Origin of the sequence: Burkholderia sp. IO2, from assembly GCF_029522185.1 — a bacterium.
GTDB lineage: Bacteria > Pseudomonadota > Gammaproteobacteria > Burkholderiales > Burkholderiaceae > Burkholderia > Burkholderia cenocepacia.
Map to the genome: position 1 here is coordinate 177,808 of NZ_JAKWFH010000004.1, position 21,216 is coordinate 199,023.

Genomic DNA, 21,216 nt, shown 5'->3' on the forward strand with positions numbered 1-21,216 from the left:
AAGTCTCCCCCTCATTCTGTCCGGGCGCCGCGCCTTCGCGCGCGGCGCCGCCGTGTCTCCATCCACACGCGGTCACTGCACGAACGCGCCGACCGTGAAGTACGGGTTGCTCGTATCGGCCATGTCGAGGAACCCGAACACGCCGCCGGTGAACACGAACTTGCCGGTCGCTGGCCCCGACGCCGCATCCGCATGCACGGTCGTCACGACGCCCGGCACCTTCTGCGTGTAGTCGAGGTTCAGCGCGCGCGTGAGCGCGGCCTGCGATGCGTTGAACGGATCGAGCAGCGTGGCCTGCGCGCCAACGAGCGCGGTCGCGCGGTAGTTGAACGCGCTGTCGACGCCCGTGTACTCGCCGTCCTGCGAGCCCTGCGCGATCGCCGTCCGCGGGCTCAGGAACGAGATCCCCGATTCGTCGTCCGCGCTCGGCGGGCCTTGCGTGAGGTCCGCGTTCGCGGCGCCGGTGCGGATGAAGATCGGCACGAGCTGGTTGCGCAGCTTGCCGACGATCAGGATCCCCTTGCCGGCCTTCGCCGGATCGAGCGCGGCGAGCGTCGGTGGAATCTGCGGCTGGTAGTTCAGCGACTGGAATGCCGGCGCATCGGGGCGCAGCGTGAACGGCTGATTCACCGTCGCGCTCGACGCAAGCGGCTGCCCGCCGTTCTTCTTGCCGAAGTTGTCGGTTTCCGTGTAGCTGCCATCCGCGTTGATCGTCACCTGCTGGTCGAGCGCCACCGGCTGGAAGTTCTGCGACGGCACCTGGTGATAGCCGAGCTGGTTGTACGTGCCGGCGATCTTCGTCAGGTCGGTTTCCAGCGACGAGAAGCTGATGAACGGGTAGTACGGGAACGTCGTCTTCGTGATCTTGCCGACGCCGATCACGCCGTCGAACTGGATCGTCGCGCCGGGGATCGCGCCGCCCAGCACGCCTTCGCCGAGGAACAGCCGCGCGGGCCGGCTCGGGTCGAGGCTCGCGTTCTGCATCCGGAACGTGCACTGGTTCAGCTTCACCGTCGGCAGCCCCGTCTCGTCGGCCAGCGTGCCGTCGACCACGTTCGCGGGCGCGGTGTCGCGCGTCGGCTGCACGGTACCGGTGGTGGCGGGCACCGGCGACGCGAGGTAGGTCATCCGGTACGTCATCTTCGTCGTGTCGAGCTGCACCTTCACGAGCTCGCCCGACCCGGAGCCGCCGATGAACACCGTGTTGTAGTCGATCGTCTGCGGGCACAGCCGGACCACCGGCGCGGGCGGCGGGTCGCCGTCACCGCCGCAGGCGGCCAGCACGGGCGCGAGCGACGCCGCGACCATCCAATGTTTCACATTCATAGGAATCCTCTTGAAATTCGATTCACCGGCGGCGACGCATGCGCCGCCGGTGTGACGTGTTCAATGCGGGGTTACTGGACGAACGCGCCGATCGTGAAGAACGGGTTGACCTTGTTGTTGTTGACGACCATCGCGTAGACGTTGCCGGCCGTCACGAGCCAGCCCGTGTCGCCCTTGCCGAAGATCGCCGCGTTGCCGTTCGCGCCCTTCGCGTTGAAGTCCTGCGCGGCCGTCACCTTGATCTTGCCGGGCGTGGCCTGCGTATAGTCCAGCGCGAACTGCGAGGTGACCGACGACGTCTGCGGATCGATGAACGCCGCGGTACTGCCCTGGAACAGCGTGGACGTATAGTTCGCGGCCAGCGTCGACACCGCGGTGCCGTCGTTGCAACTGCCGGCTACCGAATAGAAGGCGTTGTTGGCGAAGATGCCGGGCAGGTCCGGGTGCGGCACGTTGGGGTTGAAGCTCGGCCCCGCCGACGCCAACTTGTTCCCCTGGCCGCTGGATGTCACGATGCCGCATGCAGAGGCGCTGGTCGCGCCGATGTACCCGCCCTTCAGGGAGTTCGCGGCAATCGCTTTCGTCGACGACAGCATCGAGATGCCGACTTCGGCATCGGCGACCGATGCGAGCAGATTGACCGTATCGACGTGCGTGTAGCCGACACGAATCACGATCGGCACCAGTACGCCGTTCAGCCTGCCGACGATCATGATGCCTTTCGCCTGGCTCGGTGCAATGATCAGCGTCGAGCCCTGTCCCGCGATCGGATACCCTGCCCCGCTGGCCGGATTGCTCACGAACACATTGTCCGCCGATCCGTCCGCGTTCTTGCGCAGCGCCCACGGCGTCCCGGTCGTCTGACACGAGTAGTCGCTGCCCTGCGTGATCGAACACGAACCGTCCGCGTTCAACGTCTGATTCCAGTTGACGACGTCGGATTCCCAGCCGACCGCCCCGGTCGGGCTCTGACCGTCACCGCCGATGGGCGACAGATGGATGCCTACCTCGTTGTAGTTGCCCGCCACTTTCCTGAAGTCCGTCTCCGTGTCGGTGAAGCCGATGAACGGATAGAAATCGAAGGTGCGCGACGGTACGACGCCGAGCGTGATGCCCGGAAGCAGCGGGATACCGGCGAACGCAATCGTCGCCCCCGGAATCCCGCCGCCCACCACGCCATTGCCGACGAACAGCATCGGCGGGCCGGCGCGGTTGATCGTCACCGAATACGCGCCGTCGCTCGTCGCGCCGCTGTCGAGCACGAACGCGCAACGGTTCTGCTCGGCCGTCGGGAGATTAGTCGGATGATGGAATGCACCGCTGATCGTCAGGCCCGCGCGCGTGTTGTTGACTTGCCCCGCCGAGGTCGGCACCGACGATTCGATGAACTGCAGCTGGTAGGTGAGCTTCGTCGTGTCGAACTTCACCTTCACGTATTCGCCGCTGCCGGCGCCGCCCGTGTACGTCGTCGTGTAATCGAGCGCGTCGGGACACAGCTTCGTCACGACGGGCGGCGTCGTGTCGGCGCCGCTCGGCCCGCAGGCGCTACCCGAGCACTGCGGCACGGTGATCGGCCCCGGATCGTCGCCGCCGCCGCAACCGGCGACGAACGGCAGCGCCAGTACCGCGCACGACAGGACCGCCTTCCGCCATTCAGGAATGCAAATCATCAACCCCTCCTTTTCAGGTACGACAAGTCTCGTCCGGCCGGGCTGCATGGCCCGCCGGTTGGTATCGCGCCGCCGCACGAAGGCGCGGCGCATGACGATGCACGCAAGGCCGCCGCGATGCCGGTCAGGCAGATGCGGCACATGCCGCGGCGGCAGACGAGCGCGCTCCCGCAGCGCCGTCATGCGGCACGGCGCCGTCGGAACGATCGAAACGGAAAGTAGCTTGTCGCTACGGTTCGCCGCTACACGGCGTGGTGACGAGGCAGGCACGCGACCTGCGTCGCGCCTGCATTCAGCGAAAAATCGGGAAACGGCAGTCCGGCTGGCCCCGCGGATAGGCGTCTCATGGTGTGGTCTCCATACGTACGCTTGATTCGTTATCGTGATGCGTCGTTTGTCGAGACTATGATCGGACCATTCCCACAAGTAAATGGATGCAGAGTTCCAAACGGATGAAACCGCGCGATCCTAGCGTTCATACGGTATTTGACAGATTTTCAAACAGCCTTCATTTTATTTGCTCAGACAAATACACGGACCATGGAACACGCGTTTGAACGACGGACGACAATCCGCGCCGAGCCAGGCCAGCCGGCCCTCGGCGGCCCGCACGCATGTTGCGGCGCACCTCATACGTCGATGATCGCGAGCGTGCCGTGGCTGCCGGGCAGCACCGCGTGGCGCGTGCCGGCGCGCGCGAGATACATCTGCCCGGCGCCGACCACGACCGTTTCCGCCTCGACCTCGAGCCTCAGCGTGCCGTCGAGCACCAGCAGCCCCTCGTTGTAGTCGTGCACTTCCGCTTCGTAAGGCTGCGCATCCATGCGCAGCACCTTGATCCGGGCCGGCCCGACTTCGCCGACGATCGTGGATTTCCATGCAGCGGCCTGCGCGTCCGCCACGGACTTGAAATCGATCAAAGACATGCGCCCCGCTCCGTATCACCGTGAAAGGCACGCATTATCGCGAGCGCCACGCGTGCCGTCCCGGTACGGCGCGAGGGACGGTAGGCAGCACAGTCGGCCCGCCCGTCGAGCGGCAACGCGCTCGCGGCCCGATTCGCGGAAAACCATCCGGATTATTCGCATCATTCAAATAAAACGCCAAATCGTTGAGCGATATCACCGCAATTCCCGCAAATCCGGCGCCAGTCCAGCCCAGCCTTTCCATCAGAATGCATTTCGATCTGCCGATTGCTAATATGGCGGTCCCGCGATCCCGCACTACCCTGCCGTTCGACATGACGCCCGTTCGCCATGCCGTCCCCGGTCCCGGCCGCTTCGCAGCGGCGGCGGCGCCGGGCACGCGCGGCGCCCGCCGTCGCGCCGGGCGGCCGTGCCATCCGTGAGCATGCAACCGATCCTTTCCGTCTCCGACCTCTCCAAGACTTACGCGTCCGGCTTCCAGGCGCTGAAGCACGTGACCCTCGACATCCGCCCCGGCGAGATCTTCGCGCTGCTCGGGCCGAACGGCGCCGGCAAGACGACGCTGATCGGCTCGATCTGCGGCATCGTCACGCCGACCGAAGGCCGCGTGACGGTCGGCGGCCACGACATCCGCGATCAATACCGCGCGGCCCGCGAAATGATCGGCCTCGTGCCGCAGGAGCTGACCACCGACGCGTTCGAAACCGTCTGGGCCACCGTGTCGTTCAGCCGCGGCCTGTTCGGCAAGGCGCCCGATCCCGCGTACATCGAGAAGACGCTGAAGGCGCTGTCGCTGTGGGACAAGCGCGACAACAAGCTGATGACGCTGTCGGGCGGCATGAAGCGCCGCGTGATGATCGCGAAGGCGCTGTCGCATGAGCCGCGCATCCTGTTCCTCGACGAACCCACGGCCGGCGTCGACGTCGAACTGCGCCGCGACATGTGGAAGCTCGTCGATTCGCTGCGCGAAAGCGGCGTGACGATCCTGCTGACCACGCACTACATCGAGGAAGCCGAAGAGATGGCCGACCGGATCGGCATCATCCTCGGCGGCGAGCTCGTGCTCGTCGAGGAAAAGCGCGAACTGATGCGCAAGCTCGGCAAGAAGCAGCTGACCGTGCAACTCGAGCAGCCGCTCGCGGAGGTGCCGCCCGCGCTCGCGCCGTTCGGTCTCGAACGCGCGGAAGACGGCGCCGCGCTCGTCTATACGTACGACTCGCAGCGCGACGACGCGAGCATCGCGAAGCTGATCAACGCGCTCGGCTCGGCCGGCATCGGCTTTCGCGACCTGCACACGACGCAGAGCTCGCTGGAGGACATTTTCGTCAGCCTGATCGACAACCGCCGCAACGGCGTGCAAGGAGCCTGACCCATGAACTGGCATGGAATCCGCGCGATCTACCGCGCAGAAATGGCCCGCACGCGCCGCACGCTGATGCAGAGCATCATCGCGCCGGTGATCTCGACGTCGCTGTATTTCGTCGTGTTCGGCTCCGCGATCGGCTCGCGCATCAGCGACGTGAACGGCATCGGCTACGGGTCGTTCATCGTGCCGGGCCTCGTGATGCTGTCGCTGCTGTCGCAGAGCATCTCGAACGCGTCGTTCGGCATCTACTTCCCGCGCTTCACCGGCACGATCTACGAGATCCTGTCCGCGCCCGTGTCGTACTGGGAGATCGTGATCGCGTACGTCGGCGCGGCCGCATCGAAGTCGATCCTGCTCGGCGTGATCATCCTCGCCACGGCCGGCCTGTTCGTGCCGCTGCACATCCTGCATCCGTTCTGGATGGTGCTGTTCCTGGTGCTGACGGCCGTCACGTTCAGCCTGTTCGGCTTCGTGATCGGCATCTGGGCCGACAGCTTCGAGAAACTGCAGCTCGTGCCGCTGCTGATCATCACGCCGCTCACCTTCTTGGGCGGCAGCTTCTACTCGGTCGACATGCTGCCGCCAGCGTGGCGCGTGGTCACGCTGTTCAACCCGATCGTCTACCTGATCAGCGGCTTTCGCTGGTCGTTCTACGGGATCGCCGACGTGCACGTGTGGATCAGCCTCGCCGCGACCGCGCTGTTCCTCGTGATCCTGCTCGCGATCGTCGCGTGGATGTTCCGCACCGGCTACAAGCTGAAGAACTGACGCGAGCGGGCGTCGCGCGCCGCCCGCCGATGACGCATTTCGGCAAGCGGGCGGCGCTTTTCCTCCGATGCGGCAGTTTGTGGTCGCGTCTACTGAATACGAAGCATCGGGGCCCTCGAGCATGCGCTGCGCGGCCCCTTTTTCATTTCAGAGGACGCCATGCCCGCCGCCACCGCTCCCGCCTCCGCCGCCGCCCGGCTCGAACGCCTGCCGTTCTCCGGCTATCACAAGCGCATCTTCTTCATCATCGCGATCGCGTTCTTCTTCGATTCGGTCGACCTCGGCACGATGACGTTCGTGCTCGGCTCGATTCGCAAGGAGTTCGGGCTGTCGACCGCGGCCGCCGGCCTCGTCGCGAGCGCGAGCTTCTTCGGGATGGTGCTCGGCGCGGCCGTCGCCGGCCTGCTCGCCGACCGTTTCGGCCGTCGGCCGGTGTTCCAGTGGAGCATGGTGCTGTGGGGCGCCGCGTCGTACCTGTGCTCGACCGCGCAGAGCGTCGACGCGTTGATCGTCTATCGCGTGTTGCTCGGCATCGGGATGGGGATGGAGTTTCCGGTCGCGCAGACGCTGCTGTCCGAATTCGTGCCGACCGAGAAACGCGGCCGCCTGATCGCGCTGATGGACGGCTTCTGGCCGCTCGGCTTCATCACGGCCGGCATCGTCGCGTATTTCGTGCTGCCGCAGTTCGGCTGGCGCACCGTGTTCGCGCTGCTCGCGATTCCGGCCGTGTTCGTGCTCGTCGTACGCCGCATCGTGCCGGAATCGCCGCGCTGGCTCGAACATGCGGGCCGGCACGCGGAAGCCGACACGGTGATGCACTCGATCGAGGCGAAGGTGATGCGCTCGGCCGGCGTCACGACGCTGCCGCCGCCGTCGCGGCTCGCCGAGCCGGCCGCCGCACGCGGTCGCGGCGCGCTGCGCGAGATCTGGAGCGGCGTGTACCGTCGCCGCACGGTGATGGTGTGGCTGCTGTGGTTCTTCGCGCTGCTCGGCTTCTACGGCCTCACGTCGTGGCTCGGCGCGCTGCTGCAGCAGGCCGGCTTCGAAGTCACGAAATCGGTGTTCTACACGGTGCTGATCTCGCTCGGCGGCGTGCCGGGCTTCCTGTGCGCCGCGTGGCTCGTCGAACGCTGGGGCCGCAAGCCGACCTGCATCGCATCGCTGATCGGCGGCGGTGCGATGGCGTACGCATACGGCCAGAGCGCGCTGTACGGCGGCAGCACGACGCTGCTGATCGTCACGGGCCTCGCGATGCAGTTCTTCCTGTTCGGGATGTGGGCGGCGCTGTACACGTACACGCCCGAGCTGTACGGCACCGGCGCACGCGCGACCGGTTCGGGCTTCGCGTCGGCGATCGGTCGCGTCGGTTCGCTGATCGGGCCTTACGTGGTCGGCGTCGTGTTGCCGGTGTTCGGCCAGGGCGGCGTGTTCACGCTCGGCGCGCTGTCGTTCGTCGCGGCGGCCATCGCCGTGTGGACACTGGGAATCGAGACGAAGGGCCTCGCGCTGGAGCAACTGGCGGCAGGCGACGACGCGGGCGGCAGCGGCCGGTATCCGGCGACGGCGGCGGACAAGGCGTCCTGATCACCGGGCTGGCCCGCGTACACGCTGCTGCTGTCGTCGGACATCCTGATGCGTTTCGGCGACGAGGAAACGGACGACCGCTGCCGGCGATCGTCGATTCGATCGCACGCTCGGCCTACCTGCCGTCGCTCACGCACCTGGCGAGCGCGCTGGATCCACGCGCTCGATCTCGACATCGCCCTGCCGATGCACGGCCCGGTGATCGCGCACGACATCCCGCGCGTGCTCGCCGGCGCGCTCGCTCATCGCGAAGCCGCGCCGCGTAAGCCGCGGCGGCGGTCTTCCGGCGGCGCGACGGCCGGGGCCGGGGCCGGTCAGGCGCCGGCGACGATGAACTCTTCGGCCGCCTTGCGCTGAACTGCGGCCATCACCGCCAGTTCGCGCTTGCTGCGCGCGTCGCCGGACACGACGCCCGTCGCGTGCTTGGCCTTCGCACCCAGCGGGAAAAAGACGAACGACGCGCCGGCCGGGGCCGCCGGCTCCGCACGCAGGCGTTTGTTCAGGATCTTCAGGTACTTCTTCTTCGAGACTTCCTTAGCAGCCATGGCGCCCTCCGCGTAAACGTGGTGTGGACCAGCATACCAGTTTTGCCGAGGCGCTCCGTGACAGCGGCCGCGCGGATCGATCTGCTCTAAAATGGACCACGCTTACGCGACCTGCCGCACCGCCCGCGGCCGCATGTCCTCATCGGAGCGCTTCCATGCATGTCGAGTTGTTCGCGCAGCATCACGCTTGCCCCGGCTGGCAGGGCGACATGGCCCGACGCATTACCGCATTCGACTGGTCGGCCACCGGGCTGGGCCCGATCGACGGCTGGTCCGCCAGCCTCGTCGCGGCAGTCCGCGCCGTGCTTGCCTCGCCGCTGCCGCTGGTGATGCTGTGGGGCCGCCCCGGCTACATGATCTACAACGACGCGTATGCCGGGTTCGCCGGCGGCCGCCATCCGTATCTGCTCGGCCAGCCGGTCGAACTCGGCTGGCCCGAAGTCGCCGATTTCAACCGCAACGTGATGAACACCTGTCTCGCCGGCGGCACGCTGTCCTATCGCGACAAGGCGCTCGTGCTGCTGCGCAGCGGCCGACCCGAAGACGTGTGGATGGATCTGCACTACAGCCCGCTGCCCGACGACGACGGCGCGCCGGGCGGCGTGCTCGCCGTCGTCGTCGAGACCACCGAGCGCGTGCTCGCCACGCGCCATCGCGATCGCGCGGAAGCGGCGCTGCAGGCATCCAATGCCGAGCTGCGCAACCTGACCGAAACGCTCGAACAGCGCGTGACCGACGCGATCGCCGAGCGCGCGGCGATCGAGGAACAGTTGCGTCACGCGCAGAAGATGGAAGCGATCGGCAGCCTGACCGGCGGCATCGCGCACGACTTCAACAACGTGCTGCAGGTGATCAGCGGCAACCTGCAGATCCTCTCCGTCGAACTCGGCGCGCATGCGAGCGCGCAGCCACGGATCGAGAACGCGAACAACGCCGTGCGGCGCGGCGCGCAACTGGCGTCGCACCTGCTCGCGTTCGCGCGACGCCAGCCGCTTGCGCCGACCACGCTGAACCCGTGCCGGCTGATCGACGGCATGCACGAGATGCTGCACCACGCGCTCGGCGAAGCGGTGCGAATCGTCCCCGCGCTGTCGCCCGACGTGGGCAACGTACTCGCCGACCGGCACCAGCTCGAAAACGCACTGCTGAACCTCGCGATCAACGCGCGCGATGCGATGCGCGGCGGCGGCACGCTGACGATCGCCGCATACAACAGCACGCAGCCCGGCCCCGCGGCCGGCACGCGCCGCGCGCCGATGCCGCCCGGCGAATACGTGACGTTCGAGATCGCCGACACGGGTGTCGGCATGACGGCCGACGTGCTCGAACGCGTCTTCGAACCCTTCTTCACGACCAAGCCGGACGGCGAAGGCACCGGGCTCGGGCTCAGCATGGTGTTCGGCTTCGTCAAGCAGAGCGGCGGCCACGTGTCGATCGACAGCACGCCCGGCCAGGGCACCACCGTGCGCCTCACGTTTCCGCGCTGCCACGAGGCGGCCGACGAGCCTGCCCGCACGCCGCAGCACGACGCGATGCGCGGCCGCGAAACGATCCTCGTCGTCGAGGACGATGCGGATGTCCGGCTGACGGTGGTCGACATGCTCGCGCAGCTCGGCTACAAGGTCATCACGGCGTCCGACGGCGAAGCCGCGCTGCGCGTGCTCGACAGCGAGACGCCGATCGATCTGCTGTTTACCGACGTGATCATGCCGGGCCGCGTGAAGGGCGGCGAACTCGGACGCCGCGCCGCGCTGCGCAAGCCGCCGTTGCCGGTGCTGTTCACCTCGGGCTACACACGCGACGAGATCTTCCATGCGGGGCGGCTCGACCCCGGCGTGATGCTGCTTGGCAAACCTTACCGGCGCGACGAACTCGCCGCGCGGATCCGCAGCGTGCTCGATGCGCAGGCCGACGCGGCCTGACGCATTGCCGACACGGCGCCCCTCGCCATTCCGATCGCCGCTGAATTTTTTTACCCGCGATGTCGATTCGCGTCGCCGTCGCGCGTCGTGTTGTCGTAACCGATCGTTTTGCCGTCGCACCGTCGGCAAACGTCCTATTCACGTTCAAGGAGATACGACAATGCGCGTCATGGTCATCGTCAAAGCCACCGCCGATTCGGAATCCGGCCAAATGCCCGACACCGAAATCATGGCCGAAATGGGCCGCTTCAATGAAGAACTCGTGAAAGCCGGCATCCTGCTCGCCGCCGACGGGTTGCGCCCGAGCAGCCACGGCAAACGCGTGCACTTTTCCGGCAAGAGCCGCGCCGTCATCGACGGCCCGTTCGCCGAAACGAAGGAACTCGTCGCCGGCTACTGGCTGTGGCAAGTGAAATCGATGGAAGAAGCGGTCGAATGGGTGAAGCGCTGCCCGAACCCGATGCCCGGCGACTCCGACATCGAGATCCGCCCGCTGTTCGAGGCGGAAGATTTCGGCGACGCATTCACGCCGGAGTTGCAGGAGCAGGAGGCGCGGATGCGTGCGGAGGTCGACGCCCGGCAGAAGTCCTGAACCGCAAGCGGGCGGCGCACGCGAATCTCGCACGCGCCCGGACGAGCCCGTTGACGAAGCCCTGCCGAGTAACGTATCGTTTTGTCACGTTACTCGGCAGGGCTTCGTCATGCATTCCCGTTTCGACCGTTTCCGCTCGACCGCGCTCGGCGCCCAGCTCGAAGCGCTGATCGAGCAGCCCGAGCGCTATCTCGAGTTCGCGGCGCTGTCGCGCGTCGGCGTCGCCGCGATCGGCGCGATCCAGGACGAGATCGCACGCAAATTCCCCGAAGTCGAAGCCGACACGACGGCCCGCCAGTTCTGCGGCGCAATGGTCGCCGACGTGATGCGTCGCCACGGCCATGAGGTCGTGCAGGCGCGCGGGCGGCTCGGCGGCGCGCTGTTCAGCTACGGCGCGGTGTTCGCCGCGCACCCGCAGCGGCTGCCGTTCGCCGACGTCGTCGCCGCGCTGGCCCGCATGCCCGCCCGGCTCGCCGCCCGTGCCGCGCATGTACCGGCGGCGCTGGCCACGCGCCGCCCGGCCGGCACCGGCTTCTCGCTCGTCGAACATGCGTGCCACCTGCGCGATCTCGATGCGGTGTTCGCCGCACGCATCGACGCCGTGCGCACGGCCGAGCTGCCCGTGATCGAATCCGTCGACGGCACCGCGCTCGCCGCGCAACGCGACTATCTCGCGCAGCCGCTCGATCTCGCCGTCGCGGCGTTCCGCAGCGGCCGCGCCGCGCTGTGCGCCACCGCGGCCGCGCTGGACCCATCGCAACTCGCACGCTGCGGGCTGCGCGACGGCATTCGCCGGATGTCGCTCGACGAACTCGTGCGCGAGTTGCTCGACCACGACCGCACGCACCTGCTCGAGCTCGACGAACTGCTCGCCGAACTCGAATTGCCGCCGCTTCCTTCCGCACACGCCGCATGATCCAGCCCACGCCCGTCGTCTTCATTCACGGCTTCATCGGCACGTTCGACGTGCGCGGATGGCACGGCCCGCATCTGTGCCCCGACCTGCTCGGCTACGGCGCGCATCGCGCCACGCCGCCCGACGCGATCTCGCTTGCCGCACAGGTCGAGCACGTGCGGCAAACCGTCGAGATGCACGTCGGCATGCAGCCGGTCGATGTCGTCGGCCATTCGGTCGGCGGCGCGATCGGGATGCTGTTCGCGCATGCGCACCCCGAACGCGTGCGGCGCATCGTCAACGTCGAAGGCAATTTCACGCTCGACGATGCGTTCTGGTCCGCATCGGTCGGGCGCATGACGCCCGACGAAGCCGACGCGATGCTCGACGGCCTGCGCGCGGCGCCGCTCGACTGGCTGCGCGGCGCGATCAACGCACCGTCGCCGAGTCAGCTCGACGACGCACGCCGCTGGCTCGCGCATCAGCCGGCATCGACGCTGCGCGCGATGGGCCGCTCGGTGGTCGAGACGACCGGCGACGCGGGTTACCTGCCGGCGCTCGCGCAAGTGTTCGAGCGTCATCCGGTCTGGCTGATCGCCGGCGAACGCTCGCGCGCGGACTGGCACGTGCCCGAATACGCGCTCGCCCGCTGCGCCGGCTTCGACACGATCGCCGGCTGCGGCCACCTGATCGCGGCCGAGCGGCCCGATGCGTTGCGCGCCGCCCTCGCGCGCATCGTATGCAAGCCGGCCGCCTGACAACCCGTAGGATTCGCCGAAATATGGTTGAAAGGCGCGGTTGCTAGAGTCGTCGCAACAGGGTTTTCCCGGCATCCGGCCGGACTGGGTCGACACATGCAAGGATCGATGCGCCTGGCACGTACCTTCTGGCTGCTTCTGCTGCTCGCCGTCACGCCCCCTGCGTTCGCATTCCATGCGCGGGTCGTCGCGATCCCGAGCGCCGCGATGAGCGAGACGCTCAAGGCCACCATCGTGCTGCCCGACGATTACGCGCGCGACAACCACGGCGAACGCTACCCCGTCGTGTATCTGCTGCACGGCTCGGGCGGCGACCATACCGACTGGACGTCGAACACGCACATCGCCGCGCTGGCCGACCGCTACCGCGTGATCCTCGTGATGCCCGACGGCGGACATGAAAGCTGGTACATCGACAGCCCGTTCGATTCGGGCAGCCGCTACGAGACCTTCATCGGCGACGAAGTCGTGTCCTACGTCGACCTGCATTTCCGCACGATCGCGACCCAGCACGCGCGCGCGATCACCGGGCTCAGCATGGGCGGCTTCGGCGCGCTGCGCATCGCGCTCGACCGGCCCGACACCTTCGGCGCGGTCGGCAGCATCAGCGGCGCGGTCGATCCGCGCTGCTGCACGGAGGAGCCGGGGATCGCCCACGTGTTCGGCGATCCCGACCGCCATCCGTCATTCTGGAACCGCAACGTGATCGTCGAAAGCGCGCGGTCATTCGTGCGCGCGCATCTCGACCTGACGATCGATTGCGGCCGCGACGATGCCTTCGTCGGCTCGAACCGCACACTGCACGAACGGCTCGTCGCGCTCGGCGTGCCGCACGACTATGCGGAGCGGCCAGGCGGCCATACGTGGGACTACTGGGCGAACGCGATCCGCTATCAGATGCGGTTCTTCGCGACGTCGTTCCAGCATCGCGGCTACGCGTTCGTGCCACGCCCGCCGCGCCGGGCATGACGCGCGCGGGCCGAGGCGCGGCTACCGCCCGAGACGGCAAAGCCTGACGTCGAAAGTCGAAACGGGATGACGAACCGGCATGCCGCGCAGCGCGCCCGGCAAGAAGATGAACGCGCGTCGCCCGACGCGCGCGGCAAACGAAAGCGGCGAGCCGGTCAGTTGTCGTGCGCGGTGTCCGCGCCGACGACGCGATCGAAGAATTCCTGTGCACGCGCCAGCTCGTCGAGCGCGCGATCGAGACGCGACATCGCGCGTGCGTATTCGGTCGACGAGCCGTCGTCGTCGCTTTCGCCGCGCACCGCGCGAAACGCCTGATCGACGTTGCGCGTCGCTTCGACGAAGCGTTGTGCGGCCCGTGCTTCCGGCGAACAGATGTGGGTCGACATCGACACTCCTCCCTCAGGATTGCAGTGTGAAGCACGCCGACGCTCAGTGTGCGTGGTACGCATGTCGGCGGCGTGAACCACGGCCCGTCGCGTGTCGACGCATCGGCCGCCGCACCGCGCGCTTCGTGCCGATTGTCCCTCCGCGCTCGCCGATCCGCTACGGCGAGATTGCAACAAATTCTTGCGCGAACGGCTACGCGCGTGGCGTCACGCGCGCCCGACGCGCGGATGCGCCAGCCCCGCGAACGCGGCCGCCTCGCCCGGCGACAGGTCGAACAGATCGCCGGTGAGATCGCGCGGATGCTCGGCCGCCGGCCGGTTGCGCAGGCGCGCGACGTGGGTGGGCGGCACATACGCGGCCGCCGTTTCGAGCGGCGGCACGTCGAACAGATCGCGCGTGACGCCGCGCACGGCTTCCGTCGGCGAACGGCCGCGCAAGCGCGCGACCAGCTCGACGAAGCGATCGAAATCGCCCGCGCGCGTGGCCTTGTTCACTTCCGCGAGATCGCGCGCCTTCAGCACGCACGGCTGCGCGAGCCGCACGAAATACGGTGCTTCGAGCTCGACCGACAGCGCGAGCGGATAGCTCTTGCCCGTCTGCTCCTTCGCCCGCCCGATGCAGTCGACCACGGCCGCCCCTTGCGCGGCGCCCAGCGGCTTGCCGGTGCTCACGCTGCGCAGGTGGTCGGGAAACACGCGCAACTGCGTGCCGACCGTCAGCGCGGTGGACGACGCGCACACGAGTGCGTAGTGCTGCTCGCGACGCCGGCCCGACGGCAACGTCGAGCGGCTGGCGATGAACGTATGCGGCGGCAACGGCCGCACCTGGCCGCTTGCGTCGACCCAAGCATTCCACAGCAGCGCGTCCTTGCGCTCGCCCGCGCGCGGACGCGACGCGACCGGCGAAAACAGCGCGAGCAGCGAACCCGTGCGATGCGCGGCGACTTGCGCGCTGCTGCCGAGCGGCTGGTTGATGCCCCACAGAAAACGCCCGCCCCCGAGCCGGCGCTCCCATTCCTTGCGGAGCACGACGGTCGGCAGTTCCTCGCCGGACTCGGTACCGATCTTGGTCCAGCAGAACGTGGGAGGGAGGTGTTTCAGTGTCATCAACTTTCTCGGGATACAGCCTCGCTGGTGACAGCAAGCCCATTCATCAGCCGTAACTGTATAGGTATAATGCATCGCATGGAAGCCCCGGACCAAGATTTTCCCGTTCAAGACCTGTTGCGCCGCCTGCTGGCAGATACACGCTCGTCCAGCGAAATCGCGCGACTTTCCGGGGTCAGCCAGCCCACCGTGTCGCGCCTTCGGCTGTCGAACGGGCGCCGGCTGCGCCGCAGCGCGCCATTCAACAAGCTATGCAGTTTCTACGGTGTCGACACGGAGCCGTCGCGCCGCCGGTACAACGACCTGCTGCGCGACGCGATCGTCGACGCGTGGGACGGCTCGGACGAGCACGGGCGCGCGCTGCTGGTCGTGATTCAGGGGCTGAAGGATTTGCAGGCGAAGGCGGATGACGGGTAATGGCGGCGACGGGCCCCGTCATTCATCGAGATTGAACGTGATCGGCACGCGCGCCCGGATCGGCGACGGCGCGCCGTTTTCTACATGCGTGGCGCAGCGGCGCGTGAGCCACGCATCGCGCAGCACCGCATCGAAGCGCGGATAGCCACTGCCGGCGGCAGCGACACGCGCGGCGACGACGCGGCCTGCCGTCGTCCCGGCCGTGCCCCGTCAACCGTCGCACGTCACGCCGCATTGCGCGAGCGAATTCTCCTTGCTGCGAAAAACCAGCGGCCGTTCGTCGCGCGGCGCGCGCCGGCGCGCGAACTGCACGGCCTGTTCGACCTGGCCGTGATGGGCGGATTTCGCGCACACCGGATCGGCGTCGTTCGGATCGCCGGCCAGCAGGTACGCCTGACACCGGCAACCGCCGTGATCCGCATGCCGCTCGTCGCACGTCCGACACGGCTCGCGCATCCAGTCGTCGCCGCGAAACGCGTTGAACGCGTCGCTGTCGTACCAGATTTCCCGCAGCGACCGGTCGCGCACGTTCGGCAACGCGAGCCCCGGCAGCGACCGCGCGGCATGGCACGGCAGCGCGGTGCCGTCCGGCGCCACACCGAGGAACACCGAGCCCCAGCCGTTCATGCAGGCCTTCGGGCGGCGCTCGAAATAGTCGGGCACGACGAACAGGATCTTGCAGCGCTCGCCGATCAGCTTGCGATAGCGGTTGACCGTATCCTCGGCCTCGCGCACCTGCTCGACGGTCGGCATCAACTGGTCGCGATTGAGCATCGCCCAGCCGTAGTACTGCGTGTTCGCGAGTTCCAGGTAGTCGGCGCCGAGATCGAGCGCCATCTCGATGATCTGCCCCACGTGCGGCAGGTTGTAGCGATGCAGCACGCAGTTGAGCACCATCGGATAGCCGTGCGCCTTGATCAGTCGCGCCACGTCGCGCTTGCGTTCGAACGTGCGCGTGCTGGTCAGGAAATCGTTCAGCTCGCGCGTCGAATCCTGCAGCGACAACTGGATGTGGTCGAGCCCGGCGGCCTTGAGCCGCTCGATGCGCGCGACGTTCAGCCCGATGCCCGACGTAATCAGGTTCGTATAGAAGCCGAGCCCGCGCGCATGCGCGACGAGCGTCTCGAGGTCGCCGCGCTGCAGCGGCTCGCCGCCCGAGAAGCCGATTTGCGCGGCGCCGAGCGCGCGCGCGTCGCTGATGACCGTGCGCCACGCGTCGGTGTCGAGTTCCGCGCCGTGCGTCGCGAAGTCGACCGGGTTGTAGCAGAACGCGCAGTGCAGCGGGCAGCGGTACGTGAGTTCCGCGAGCAGCCACAGCGGCGCGGACGGACGGGGGGTGTCGGGCGTCATGTCAGTCCAGCCAGCCGCGCAGTCGCGCATGATCGAGGAAACGGTAGACGTCGGTCGCGAGATCCGACTGCATGAACAGGCGCTCGAGCTCGCCGATGATGTCGTCCAGTTCGCGCGTGCCGTCGCAGCGCGCGAGGATCTCGCCCGCGCTCGGGTTGAGCTTGACCATGCCCTCCGGATAGAGCAGCACGTACGCATCCTGGGCCGCCTCCCATTGCAGGCGGTACATGCCCCTGAGGCAGGGGCGCAGCGGCACGCCGCTGGCGGCTTCGATCGCGTTCATCACGGGTAGGCCTTTTCGACGGCGTCGAGCATCGACCACAGGATGTCGAGCTTGAATTGCAGAATGCCGAGCGCGCGCTGCTGCGCGTCCGGTGTCGTGAAATGCGCGAGCGTGACCGCGAGCCCATGCTCGACGTCGCGCTGCGCGAGCGGCACGCGGCTGCGGAAGTAATGCAGCCCGGCCGGCTCGATCCACGGGTAATGCGACGGCCAGCCGGCGAGCCGGTCGAGATGGATCTGCGGCGCGAACATCTCGGTCAGCGACGAGCACACGGCTTCCTGCCACGGCGCGCGCCGCGCGAAGTTCACGTACGCGTCCACCGCGAAACGCACGCCGGGCAGCACGTGTTCGAGCGACCACAGTTCGTCGCGCGTCAGGCCGCACGCTTCGCCGAGCCGCACCCACGCCTCGATGCCGCCTGCGTTGTCGCCCTGCCCGTCGTGGTCGATCAGCCGCTGGATCCAGCGGCGCCGCGTGTCGCGATCGGGACAGTTCGACAGAATCGCCGCGTCCTTGAGCGGAATGCAGATCTGGTAGTAGAAGCGGTTCGCGACCCAGCCGCGGATCTGCGCGGGCGAACAGGCGCCGCTGTTGAGCCGCCGGTTGAACGGATGATGGATGTGATAGCGCGATTCGAGCGCACGCAGGCGCGCCTCGAATTCGGTCGCGGTCCAGGGCGTCGCGTGCAACGCCGTAGCGGGGATCGGTGCGTTCATCGTCAGACCTGGAATTGCATGCCGTCGTGCGCGACGTCGATGCCGTGCGCGCGCAGGTGCGCGTGCTCGACGGAATGCGGATCGAGAATCGGGTTCGTGTTGTTGATGTGCGTGAGCACCTTGCGCGTTCGCGCAGGCAGCGTGTCGAGCCAGTCGATCATGCCGGGCTGCCCGTGTTCCGCGCACTGCGCGAGATGCCCCATGTCGGCCGCATGCTTGTGCGACAGGCCGAGATCGATCATCTCGGTCCCGGTCCAGAACGTGCCGTCCACCAGCACGAGATCGGCGCCGTCCATGGCCGCGCGTACGTCGTCGGTGACCGACGCGAGCCCCGGCGCATAGAACGCGCGCCGCCCGCTCGCGACGTCCTCGATCGACAGCGCGATGTTGTCGCCGGGTGCGGCCGACGCACGCCGCGGCGAATAAGGCGGCGGCTTGCTGTCGACCGCGATCGCGGTGAACCGGATCCCGCTCGCCGCCGGCACCGCGAACGGCTCGCCGGGCGCGATCGTATGCGCGGCGACGCCGCAGTAATGGCCGAGCAGCGGCACGAGCGGCAAGCCGGTCGACAGGTCGTCGAGCACCGGCGCGCTCGCGTAGAGCGGCAGCGGCGTCGAGCGCTCGCGCAGCATCAGCAGGCCCGTCACGTGATCGATCTGCGCGTCGCACAGCACGACGGCGGCGATGCCGCTGTCGCGGATCGCGCGTGCCGGTTGCAGGTCCGGGTCCGCGCGCAACTGGGAAAGAATGTCGGGCGACGCATTGACGAGGACCCAGTCGATGCCGTCGTCGCTGACCGCGATCGACGACTGCGTGCGCGGCAGCACGTGGCCGCTTCCGCTGCGTGCACGGCGGCAGTTCGCGCAATTGCAGTTCCATTGCGGCAGCCCGCCGCCGGCTCCCGAGCCGAGTATCTTGATCTTCATGGGCGTCAGCTCCCGAGGCCGCCCGCGCCGACCACGGCGAAACGGGCGGCACGCACGGCGATCAGCGGTTGGCGATGTACATCGTGATTTCGAAGCCGAAGCGCAGGTCGGTGTAAGACGGTGTCGTCCACTGCATGGTGTGTCTCCTGTTGAGTTGATGAGTTGATGTGTTGCCGGATGAATCGAACGACCGCGGCAATCGAGCGGTCGGTTCCTCTTCAGCAAGGAGCGTGCCGAAGCGGTATTTCGGCGGCGCCGCGGCGGTAGACGGCCGTCGTCCGGGCATCGGCGCGGAAACCTTACGAATCGCCGACACGATTCGCGCGAATGCGGTCCGCCACCCCGGCGACGCGATGTCCGCGAGTGGTGACAGGTGTTGAATCGTTGAACACCGGTGTTGCAACTTGACACACCGGCTGTGACAGGTCGCGCACGGCGCGACGGCCGCGCGTCAGCTCTCTTCCGACGGATGGCGTCCCGCGTCGGCGGCCGGCATCTTCCGGTAGATCGTGTTGCGCGACACGCCGAGCGCGCGCGCCGCGGCGGACACGTTGCCGCCATGACGCGCGAGCGCGGCGGCGATCGCGGACGCGGCGACGTCCTGCAGGCGCGCGTCGGCGAGCGGCAACGCGTCCGCGACGCCAGGCCCGGCGCTCGCCGCGGCAAGCGAATCGGGCGCCGCCTGCACGGGCTGCGCATCACCGCGCCGCAGGTCGTCGAAGAAGTCGTCCGGCAGGTGCTCGCGGCGGATTTCGCCGTCGTCGTCGACCATCGCGGCCGCCGTGCGCAGCAGGTTGCCGAGCTGGCGGAAGTTGCCCGGCCACGTGCAGCGCACGAACAACTCCATCACGTCCGGCGCGACCGACAGCGGCGGCCGGCCCGGCCCCGCGAACGCTTCCCGCTGCAGCATCTTCTGCACGACGACCGCGAGATCGGTGCGGTCGCGCAACGGCGGCAGGCGCACCACGAGGCCGTTCAGCCGGTAGTAGAGATCCTCGCGAAAACGGTTCTGCGCGATCATGTCGCGCAAATCGCGGTGCGTCGCGCAGATGATCGCGATGTCCACGGCGATCGTCTTCGTCGACCCGAGCGGGTTGACGAGGCGCTCCTGCAGCACGCGCAGCAGCCGCACCTGCAGCGGATACGGCATGTCGCCGATCTCGTCGAGGAACAGCGTGCCGCCGTTCGCCTGCAGCAGCTTGCCGATCGCGCCCTTGCGGCGCGCGCCGGTGAACGCGCCTTCCTCGTAACCGAACAGCTCGGACTCGATCAGCGTCTCCGGAATCGATGCGCAGTTGACCGCGACGAACGGCGCGTCGCGCCGCGGCGAGTCGTTGTGGATCGCCTGCGCGAGCAGCTCCTTGCCGGTGCCGGTCTCGCCGGTGATCAGGATCGGGATGTCCTTGCCGATCACCTTGCGCACCTTCGCGATCACGCACGCGACCTGCGCATCGCCGGTGTCGAGATAGTTGAGCCGCGACAAGCCGGCCGACGTGCCCGCCGCCGGCGCGGGCACCGCGTTCGCGCGCGCGGCCGGCGCCGCCGCGTCGTGCACGTCGGTCGGCCGGCTGCCTTCGGCGAGCGTCGCGCGGCGAAAGTGCACGCGCGCGCAGACCACCGCGCCGTTGCCGAGATTCAGCATCAGGTGCCGGTCAGTGCTCGCGCGCATGCGGTCGATCAGCTGCGCGCTGGTGACGTCGAACAGCGACGACAGCGTGTGCGCGCGCAGCGCGGCGAGCGGCATGCCGAGCTGGAACTGCGCGCTGCGATTGGCCGACAGGAAGCGGCCGTCGGCCGTGAACGCGACGATCCCCTCCATCAGCGTGCCGAGGAACTCCGGGCGGCCATGGAACGACACCTGCAGCGTTTCCTGAAAGGTCGTCGTAAACAGATGATTCTCGATCATCTGCACCGACATCTTCGCGAGCGCCATCGTGTGCTGGTGATAGCTGCGGTGGTCGCCCGTCACATCGAGCACGCCGATCGCGTCGCCGTACGGATCCAGGATCGGCACGCTCGAACAGGTCAGGAAGCGGTTCGCGGCCAGGAAGTGCTGGTCGCCGTGGACGACCATCGGACACAGCTCGGCCAGCGCCGTGCCGATCGCGTTGGTGCCCTGGCGACTCTCCGCCCAGTTCGCGCCGGGACGCAGCGCGACCTTCTCCGCGCGGCGCAGGAAATCGTCGTCGCCGATCGAATGCAGGATCAGCCCTTCCGCATCGGTCAGCACGATCATGCTCTGCGTGTTGACGATCTGCTCGTGCAGCGTCTCCATCACCGGCATCGCGTGCACGCACAGCACCCGGCTCTGCTCGCGCTTGAGCACCAGTGCCGCGTTCGACAGCACGTCGTAGTCGGGCCGTGCCGATACCTGCAGGCCGAACGTCTCCGAGCGCTCGTGGGCCTTCTGGATCGACGGCGCGGGCCAGCCAGCGGGATGCGCGGCCCGTGATCCGGCCGCCTGCTCTACGTCATCGCGCATTGTCTCCTCCGGGGGATCCTTCCGGTCAACTGCCGGACTCTTTGCCGTCGTTGCAAGCAAGCATCGGGCCACACCGGCGCCGCGGCATACATTGAAAGCTCGATGTAATGAATCGTCCGGGCAGAGCGTGTCGCGTCGCGCGACGGCCAGGCCTTCGTGATACCGTGATTTCCCGACGCGTGACTACCCGTGCGAATCCGGATCTTCGCGGCTGACGCGTTTCTGGCT

At 67.8% G+C, this 21,216-nt stretch carries 22 protein-coding genes; 10 read left to right on the plus strand and 12 right to left on the minus strand.

All coding sequences use genetic code 11. The features are described from left to right. Window positions 1-72: 72 nt before the first annotated feature. The 3 genes from MMB92_RS04130 to MMB92_RS04140 all read right to left on the minus strand — a co-directional run bounded on the left by MMB92_RS04130 (window position 73) and on the right by MMB92_RS04140 (window position 3,922). Entirely contained in the window at window positions 73-1,326 is a 1,254-nt protein-coding gene (locus tag MMB92_RS04130) for a DUF2957 domain-containing protein (RefSeq protein ID WP_006482703.1), read from the minus strand. Between the two features lie 71 nt (window positions 1,327-1,397). After that, window positions 1,398-2,996 carry a DUF2957 domain-containing protein gene (locus MMB92_RS04135; RefSeq protein WP_277562549.1) on the minus strand — a complete coding sequence of 533 codons (1,599 nt, stop codon included), beginning with the start codon at window positions 2,994-2,996 and terminating at the stop codon, window positions 1,398-1,400. A 629-nt stretch (window positions 2,997-3,625) separates the two neighbouring features. Then, entirely contained in the window at window positions 3,626-3,922 is a 297-nt protein-coding gene (locus MMB92_RS04140) for a cupin domain-containing protein (RefSeq protein WP_006482698.1), read from the minus strand. A gap of 424 nt (window positions 3,923-4,346) precedes the next feature. On the opposite strand from MMB92_RS04140, the gene MMB92_RS04145 reads away from it, so the two are divergent. The 4 genes from MMB92_RS04145 (at window position 4,347) to MMB92_RS04160 (ending at window position 7,997) form a co-directional block, all read left to right on the plus strand. Beyond that, entirely contained in the window at window positions 4,347-5,291 is a 945-nt protein-coding gene (locus MMB92_RS04145; protein ID WP_006481959.1) for an ABC transporter ATP-binding protein, read from the plus strand. A 3-nt stretch (window positions 5,292-5,294) separates the two neighbouring features. Then, a complete protein-coding gene (locus MMB92_RS04150) occupies window positions 5,295-6,056 on the plus strand; it encodes an ABC transporter permease (RefSeq protein WP_006481964.1) in 762 nt (253 codons plus the stop codon). Between the two features lie 159 nt (window positions 6,057-6,215). Beyond that, the gene (locus tag MMB92_RS04155; protein WP_062884942.1) at window positions 6,216-7,640 is read left to right on the plus strand and encodes an MFS transporter; all 1,425 of its coding nucleotides are present in this window, start codon (window positions 6,216-6,218) and stop codon (window positions 7,638-7,640) included. A 48-nt stretch (window positions 7,641-7,688) separates the two neighbouring features. Beyond that, window positions 7,689-7,997: a hypothetical protein gene (locus MMB92_RS04160; protein WP_227739687.1), complete on the plus strand. Its 309-nt coding sequence runs from the start codon at window positions 7,689-7,691 to the stop codon at window positions 7,995-7,997. Here the strand turns inward: MMB92_RS04160 and MMB92_RS04165 are convergent. Then, window positions 7,955-8,185, minus strand: a complete 231-nt coding sequence (locus tag MMB92_RS04165; RefSeq protein ID WP_006481962.1) for a hypothetical protein — start codon at window positions 8,183-8,185, stop codon at window positions 7,955-7,957. The two genes, MMB92_RS04160 and MMB92_RS04165, sit on opposite strands and share 43 nt — an antisense overlap. Before the next feature lie 155 nt (window positions 8,186-8,340). Between MMB92_RS04165 and MMB92_RS04170 the strand changes: the two genes are divergently transcribed. The 5 genes from MMB92_RS04170 to MMB92_RS04190 all read left to right on the plus strand — a co-directional run bounded on the left by MMB92_RS04170 (window position 8,341) and on the right by MMB92_RS04190 (window position 13,321). Continuing rightward, the gene (locus MMB92_RS04170; RefSeq protein WP_006481958.1) at window positions 8,341-10,107 is read left to right on the plus strand and encodes an ATP-binding protein; all 1,767 of its coding nucleotides are present in this window, start codon (window positions 8,341-8,343) and stop codon (window positions 10,105-10,107) included. Between the two features lie 160 nt (window positions 10,108-10,267). Further along, window positions 10,268-10,699, plus strand: coding sequence for a YciI family protein (locus MMB92_RS04175; RefSeq protein ID WP_006481960.1), 432 nt, complete (start codon window positions 10,268-10,270; stop codon window positions 10,697-10,699). A gap of 109 nt (window positions 10,700-10,808) precedes the next feature. After that, the gene (locus MMB92_RS04180) at window positions 10,809-11,615 is read left to right on the plus strand and encodes a DinB family protein (protein WP_006498723.1); all 807 of its coding nucleotides are present in this window, start codon (window positions 10,809-10,811) and stop codon (window positions 11,613-11,615) included. Beyond that, window positions 11,612-12,352 (plus strand): alpha/beta fold hydrolase, encoded by a 741-nt coding sequence (locus tag MMB92_RS04185; RefSeq protein WP_077056637.1) that lies wholly within the window; start codon window positions 11,612-11,614, stop codon window positions 12,350-12,352. Before MMB92_RS04180 ends, MMB92_RS04185 begins: the two co-directional genes overlap by 4 nt. A gap of 108 nt (window positions 12,353-12,460) precedes the next feature. Then, a complete protein-coding gene (locus tag MMB92_RS04190) occupies window positions 12,461-13,321 on the plus strand; it encodes an alpha/beta hydrolase family protein (RefSeq protein ID WP_006498721.1) in 861 nt (286 codons plus the stop codon). A 155-nt stretch (window positions 13,322-13,476) separates the two neighbouring features. On the opposite strand, the gene MMB92_RS04195 is transcribed toward MMB92_RS04190, so the two are convergent. Further along, entirely contained in the window at window positions 13,477-13,707 is a 231-nt protein-coding gene (locus MMB92_RS04195) for a hypothetical protein (RefSeq protein ID WP_048985139.1), read from the minus strand. 207 nt (window positions 13,708-13,914) lie between these two features. Next, on the minus strand, window positions 13,915-14,814 hold the full coding sequence (locus tag MMB92_RS04200) for a hypothetical protein (protein WP_048985141.1): 900 nt from the start codon (window positions 14,812-14,814) through the stop codon (window positions 13,915-13,917). 78 nt (window positions 14,815-14,892) lie between these two features. Between MMB92_RS04200 and MMB92_RS04205 the strand changes: the two genes are divergently transcribed. After that, the gene (locus MMB92_RS04205; protein ID WP_006493567.1) at window positions 14,893-15,231 is read left to right on the plus strand and encodes a hypothetical protein; all 339 of its coding nucleotides are present in this window, start codon (window positions 14,893-14,895) and stop codon (window positions 15,229-15,231) included. A gap of 210 nt (window positions 15,232-15,441) precedes the next feature. Here MMB92_RS04205 and pqqE read toward each other — a convergent pair whose 3' ends face one another. The 6 genes from pqqE to MMB92_RS04235 all read right to left on the minus strand — a co-directional run bounded on the left by pqqE (window position 15,442) and on the right by MMB92_RS04235 (window position 20,988). Then, window positions 15,442-16,581 carry a pyrroloquinoline quinone biosynthesis protein PqqE gene (gene pqqE / locus MMB92_RS04210; protein ID WP_077056638.1) on the minus strand — a complete coding sequence of 380 codons (1,140 nt, stop codon included), beginning with the start codon at window positions 16,579-16,581 and terminating at the stop codon, window positions 15,442-15,444. Between the two features lies 1 nt (window position 16,582). Beyond that, window positions 16,583-16,864 (minus strand): pyrroloquinoline quinone biosynthesis peptide chaperone PqqD, encoded by a 282-nt coding sequence (gene pqqD, locus MMB92_RS04215; protein WP_006480620.1) that lies wholly within the window; start codon window positions 16,862-16,864, stop codon window positions 16,583-16,585. Then, complete coding sequence (pqqC, locus tag MMB92_RS04220) at window positions 16,864-17,580, minus strand: pyrroloquinoline-quinone synthase PqqC (protein WP_043206078.1); 717 nt, start codon at window positions 17,578-17,580, stop codon at window positions 16,864-16,866. The genes pqqD and pqqC overlap by 1 nt, the downstream gene beginning before the upstream one ends. Before the next feature lie 2 nt (window positions 17,581-17,582). Further along, window positions 17,583-18,506 carry a pyrroloquinoline quinone biosynthesis protein PqqB gene (gene pqqB, locus MMB92_RS04225; protein WP_048985145.1) on the minus strand — a complete coding sequence of 308 codons (924 nt, stop codon included), beginning with the start codon at window positions 18,504-18,506 and terminating at the stop codon, window positions 17,583-17,585. A gap of 61 nt (window positions 18,507-18,567) precedes the next feature. Continuing rightward, on the minus strand, window positions 18,568-18,642 hold the full coding sequence (gene pqqA, locus MMB92_RS04230; RefSeq protein ID WP_006485436.1) for a pyrroloquinoline quinone precursor peptide PqqA: 75 nt from the start codon (window positions 18,640-18,642) through the stop codon (window positions 18,568-18,570). A gap of 315 nt (window positions 18,643-18,957) precedes the next feature. Further along, window positions 18,958-20,988: a sigma-54-dependent Fis family transcriptional regulator gene (locus MMB92_RS04235; protein ID WP_006498714.1), complete on the minus strand. Its 2,031-nt coding sequence runs from the start codon at window positions 20,986-20,988 to the stop codon at window positions 18,958-18,960. Between the last annotated feature and the right edge of the window lie 228 nt (window positions 20,989-21,216).

Bases quoted from the DNA above. Each gene is read 5' to 3' on its own strand.
- MMB92_RS04130 (WP_006482703.1), bottom strand. From the start codon at position 1,326: ATGAATGTGAAACATTGGATGGTCGCGGCGTCGCTCGCGCCCGTGCTG.
- MMB92_RS04135 (WP_277562549.1), bottom strand. From the start codon at position 2,996: ATGATTTGCATTCCTGAATGGCGGAAGGCGGTCCTGTCGTGCGCGGTA.
- MMB92_RS04140 (WP_006482698.1), bottom strand. From the start codon at position 3,922: ATGTCTTTGATCGATTTCAAGTCCGTGGCGGACGCGCAGGCCGCTGCA.
- MMB92_RS04145 (WP_006481959.1), top strand. From the start codon at position 4,347: ATGCAACCGATCCTTTCCGTCTCCGACCTCTCCAAGACTTACGCGTCC.
- MMB92_RS04150 (WP_006481964.1), top strand. From the start codon at position 5,295: ATGAACTGGCATGGAATCCGCGCGATCTACCGCGCAGAAATGGCCCGC.
- MMB92_RS04155 (WP_062884942.1), top strand. From the start codon at position 6,216: ATGCCCGCCGCCACCGCTCCCGCCTCCGCCGCCGCCCGGCTCGAACGC.
- MMB92_RS04160 (WP_227739687.1), top strand. From the start codon at position 7,689: ATGCGTTTCGGCGACGAGGAAACGGACGACCGCTGCCGGCGATCGTCG.
- MMB92_RS04165 (WP_006481962.1), bottom strand. From the start codon at position 8,185: ATGGCTGCTAAGGAAGTCTCGAAGAAGAAGTACCTGAAGATCCTGAAC.
- MMB92_RS04170 (WP_006481958.1), top strand. From the start codon at position 8,341: ATGCATGTCGAGTTGTTCGCGCAGCATCACGCTTGCCCCGGCTGGCAG.
- MMB92_RS04175 (WP_006481960.1), top strand. From the start codon at position 10,268: ATGCGCGTCATGGTCATCGTCAAAGCCACCGCCGATTCGGAATCCGGC.
- MMB92_RS04180 (WP_006498723.1), top strand. From the start codon at position 10,809: ATGCATTCCCGTTTCGACCGTTTCCGCTCGACCGCGCTCGGCGCCCAG.
- MMB92_RS04185 (WP_077056637.1), top strand. From the start codon at position 11,612: ATGATCCAGCCCACGCCCGTCGTCTTCATTCACGGCTTCATCGGCACG.
- MMB92_RS04190 (WP_006498721.1), top strand. From the start codon at position 12,461: ATGCGCCTGGCACGTACCTTCTGGCTGCTTCTGCTGCTCGCCGTCACG.
- MMB92_RS04195 (WP_048985139.1), bottom strand. From the start codon at position 13,707: ATGTCGACCCACATCTGTTCGCCGGAAGCACGGGCCGCACAACGCTTC.
- MMB92_RS04200 (WP_048985141.1), bottom strand. From the start codon at position 14,814: ATGACACTGAAACACCTCCCTCCCACGTTCTGCTGGACCAAGATCGGT.
- MMB92_RS04205 (WP_006493567.1), top strand. From the start codon at position 14,893: ATGGAAGCCCCGGACCAAGATTTTCCCGTTCAAGACCTGTTGCGCCGC.
- pqqE (WP_077056638.1), bottom strand. From the start codon at position 16,581: ATGACGCCCGACACCCCCCGTCCGTCCGCGCCGCTGTGGCTGCTCGCG.
- pqqD (WP_006480620.1), bottom strand. From the start codon at position 16,864: ATGAACGCGATCGAAGCCGCCAGCGGCGTGCCGCTGCGCCCCTGCCTC.
- pqqC (WP_043206078.1), bottom strand. From the start codon at position 17,580: ATGAACGCACCGATCCCCGCTACGGCGTTGCACGCGACGCCCTGGACC.
- pqqB (WP_048985145.1), bottom strand. From the start codon at position 18,506: ATGAAGATCAAGATACTCGGCTCGGGAGCCGGCGGCGGGCTGCCGCAA.
- MMB92_RS04235 (WP_006498714.1), bottom strand. From the start codon at position 20,988: ATGCGCGATGACGTAGAGCAGGCGGCCGGATCACGGGCCGCGCATCCC.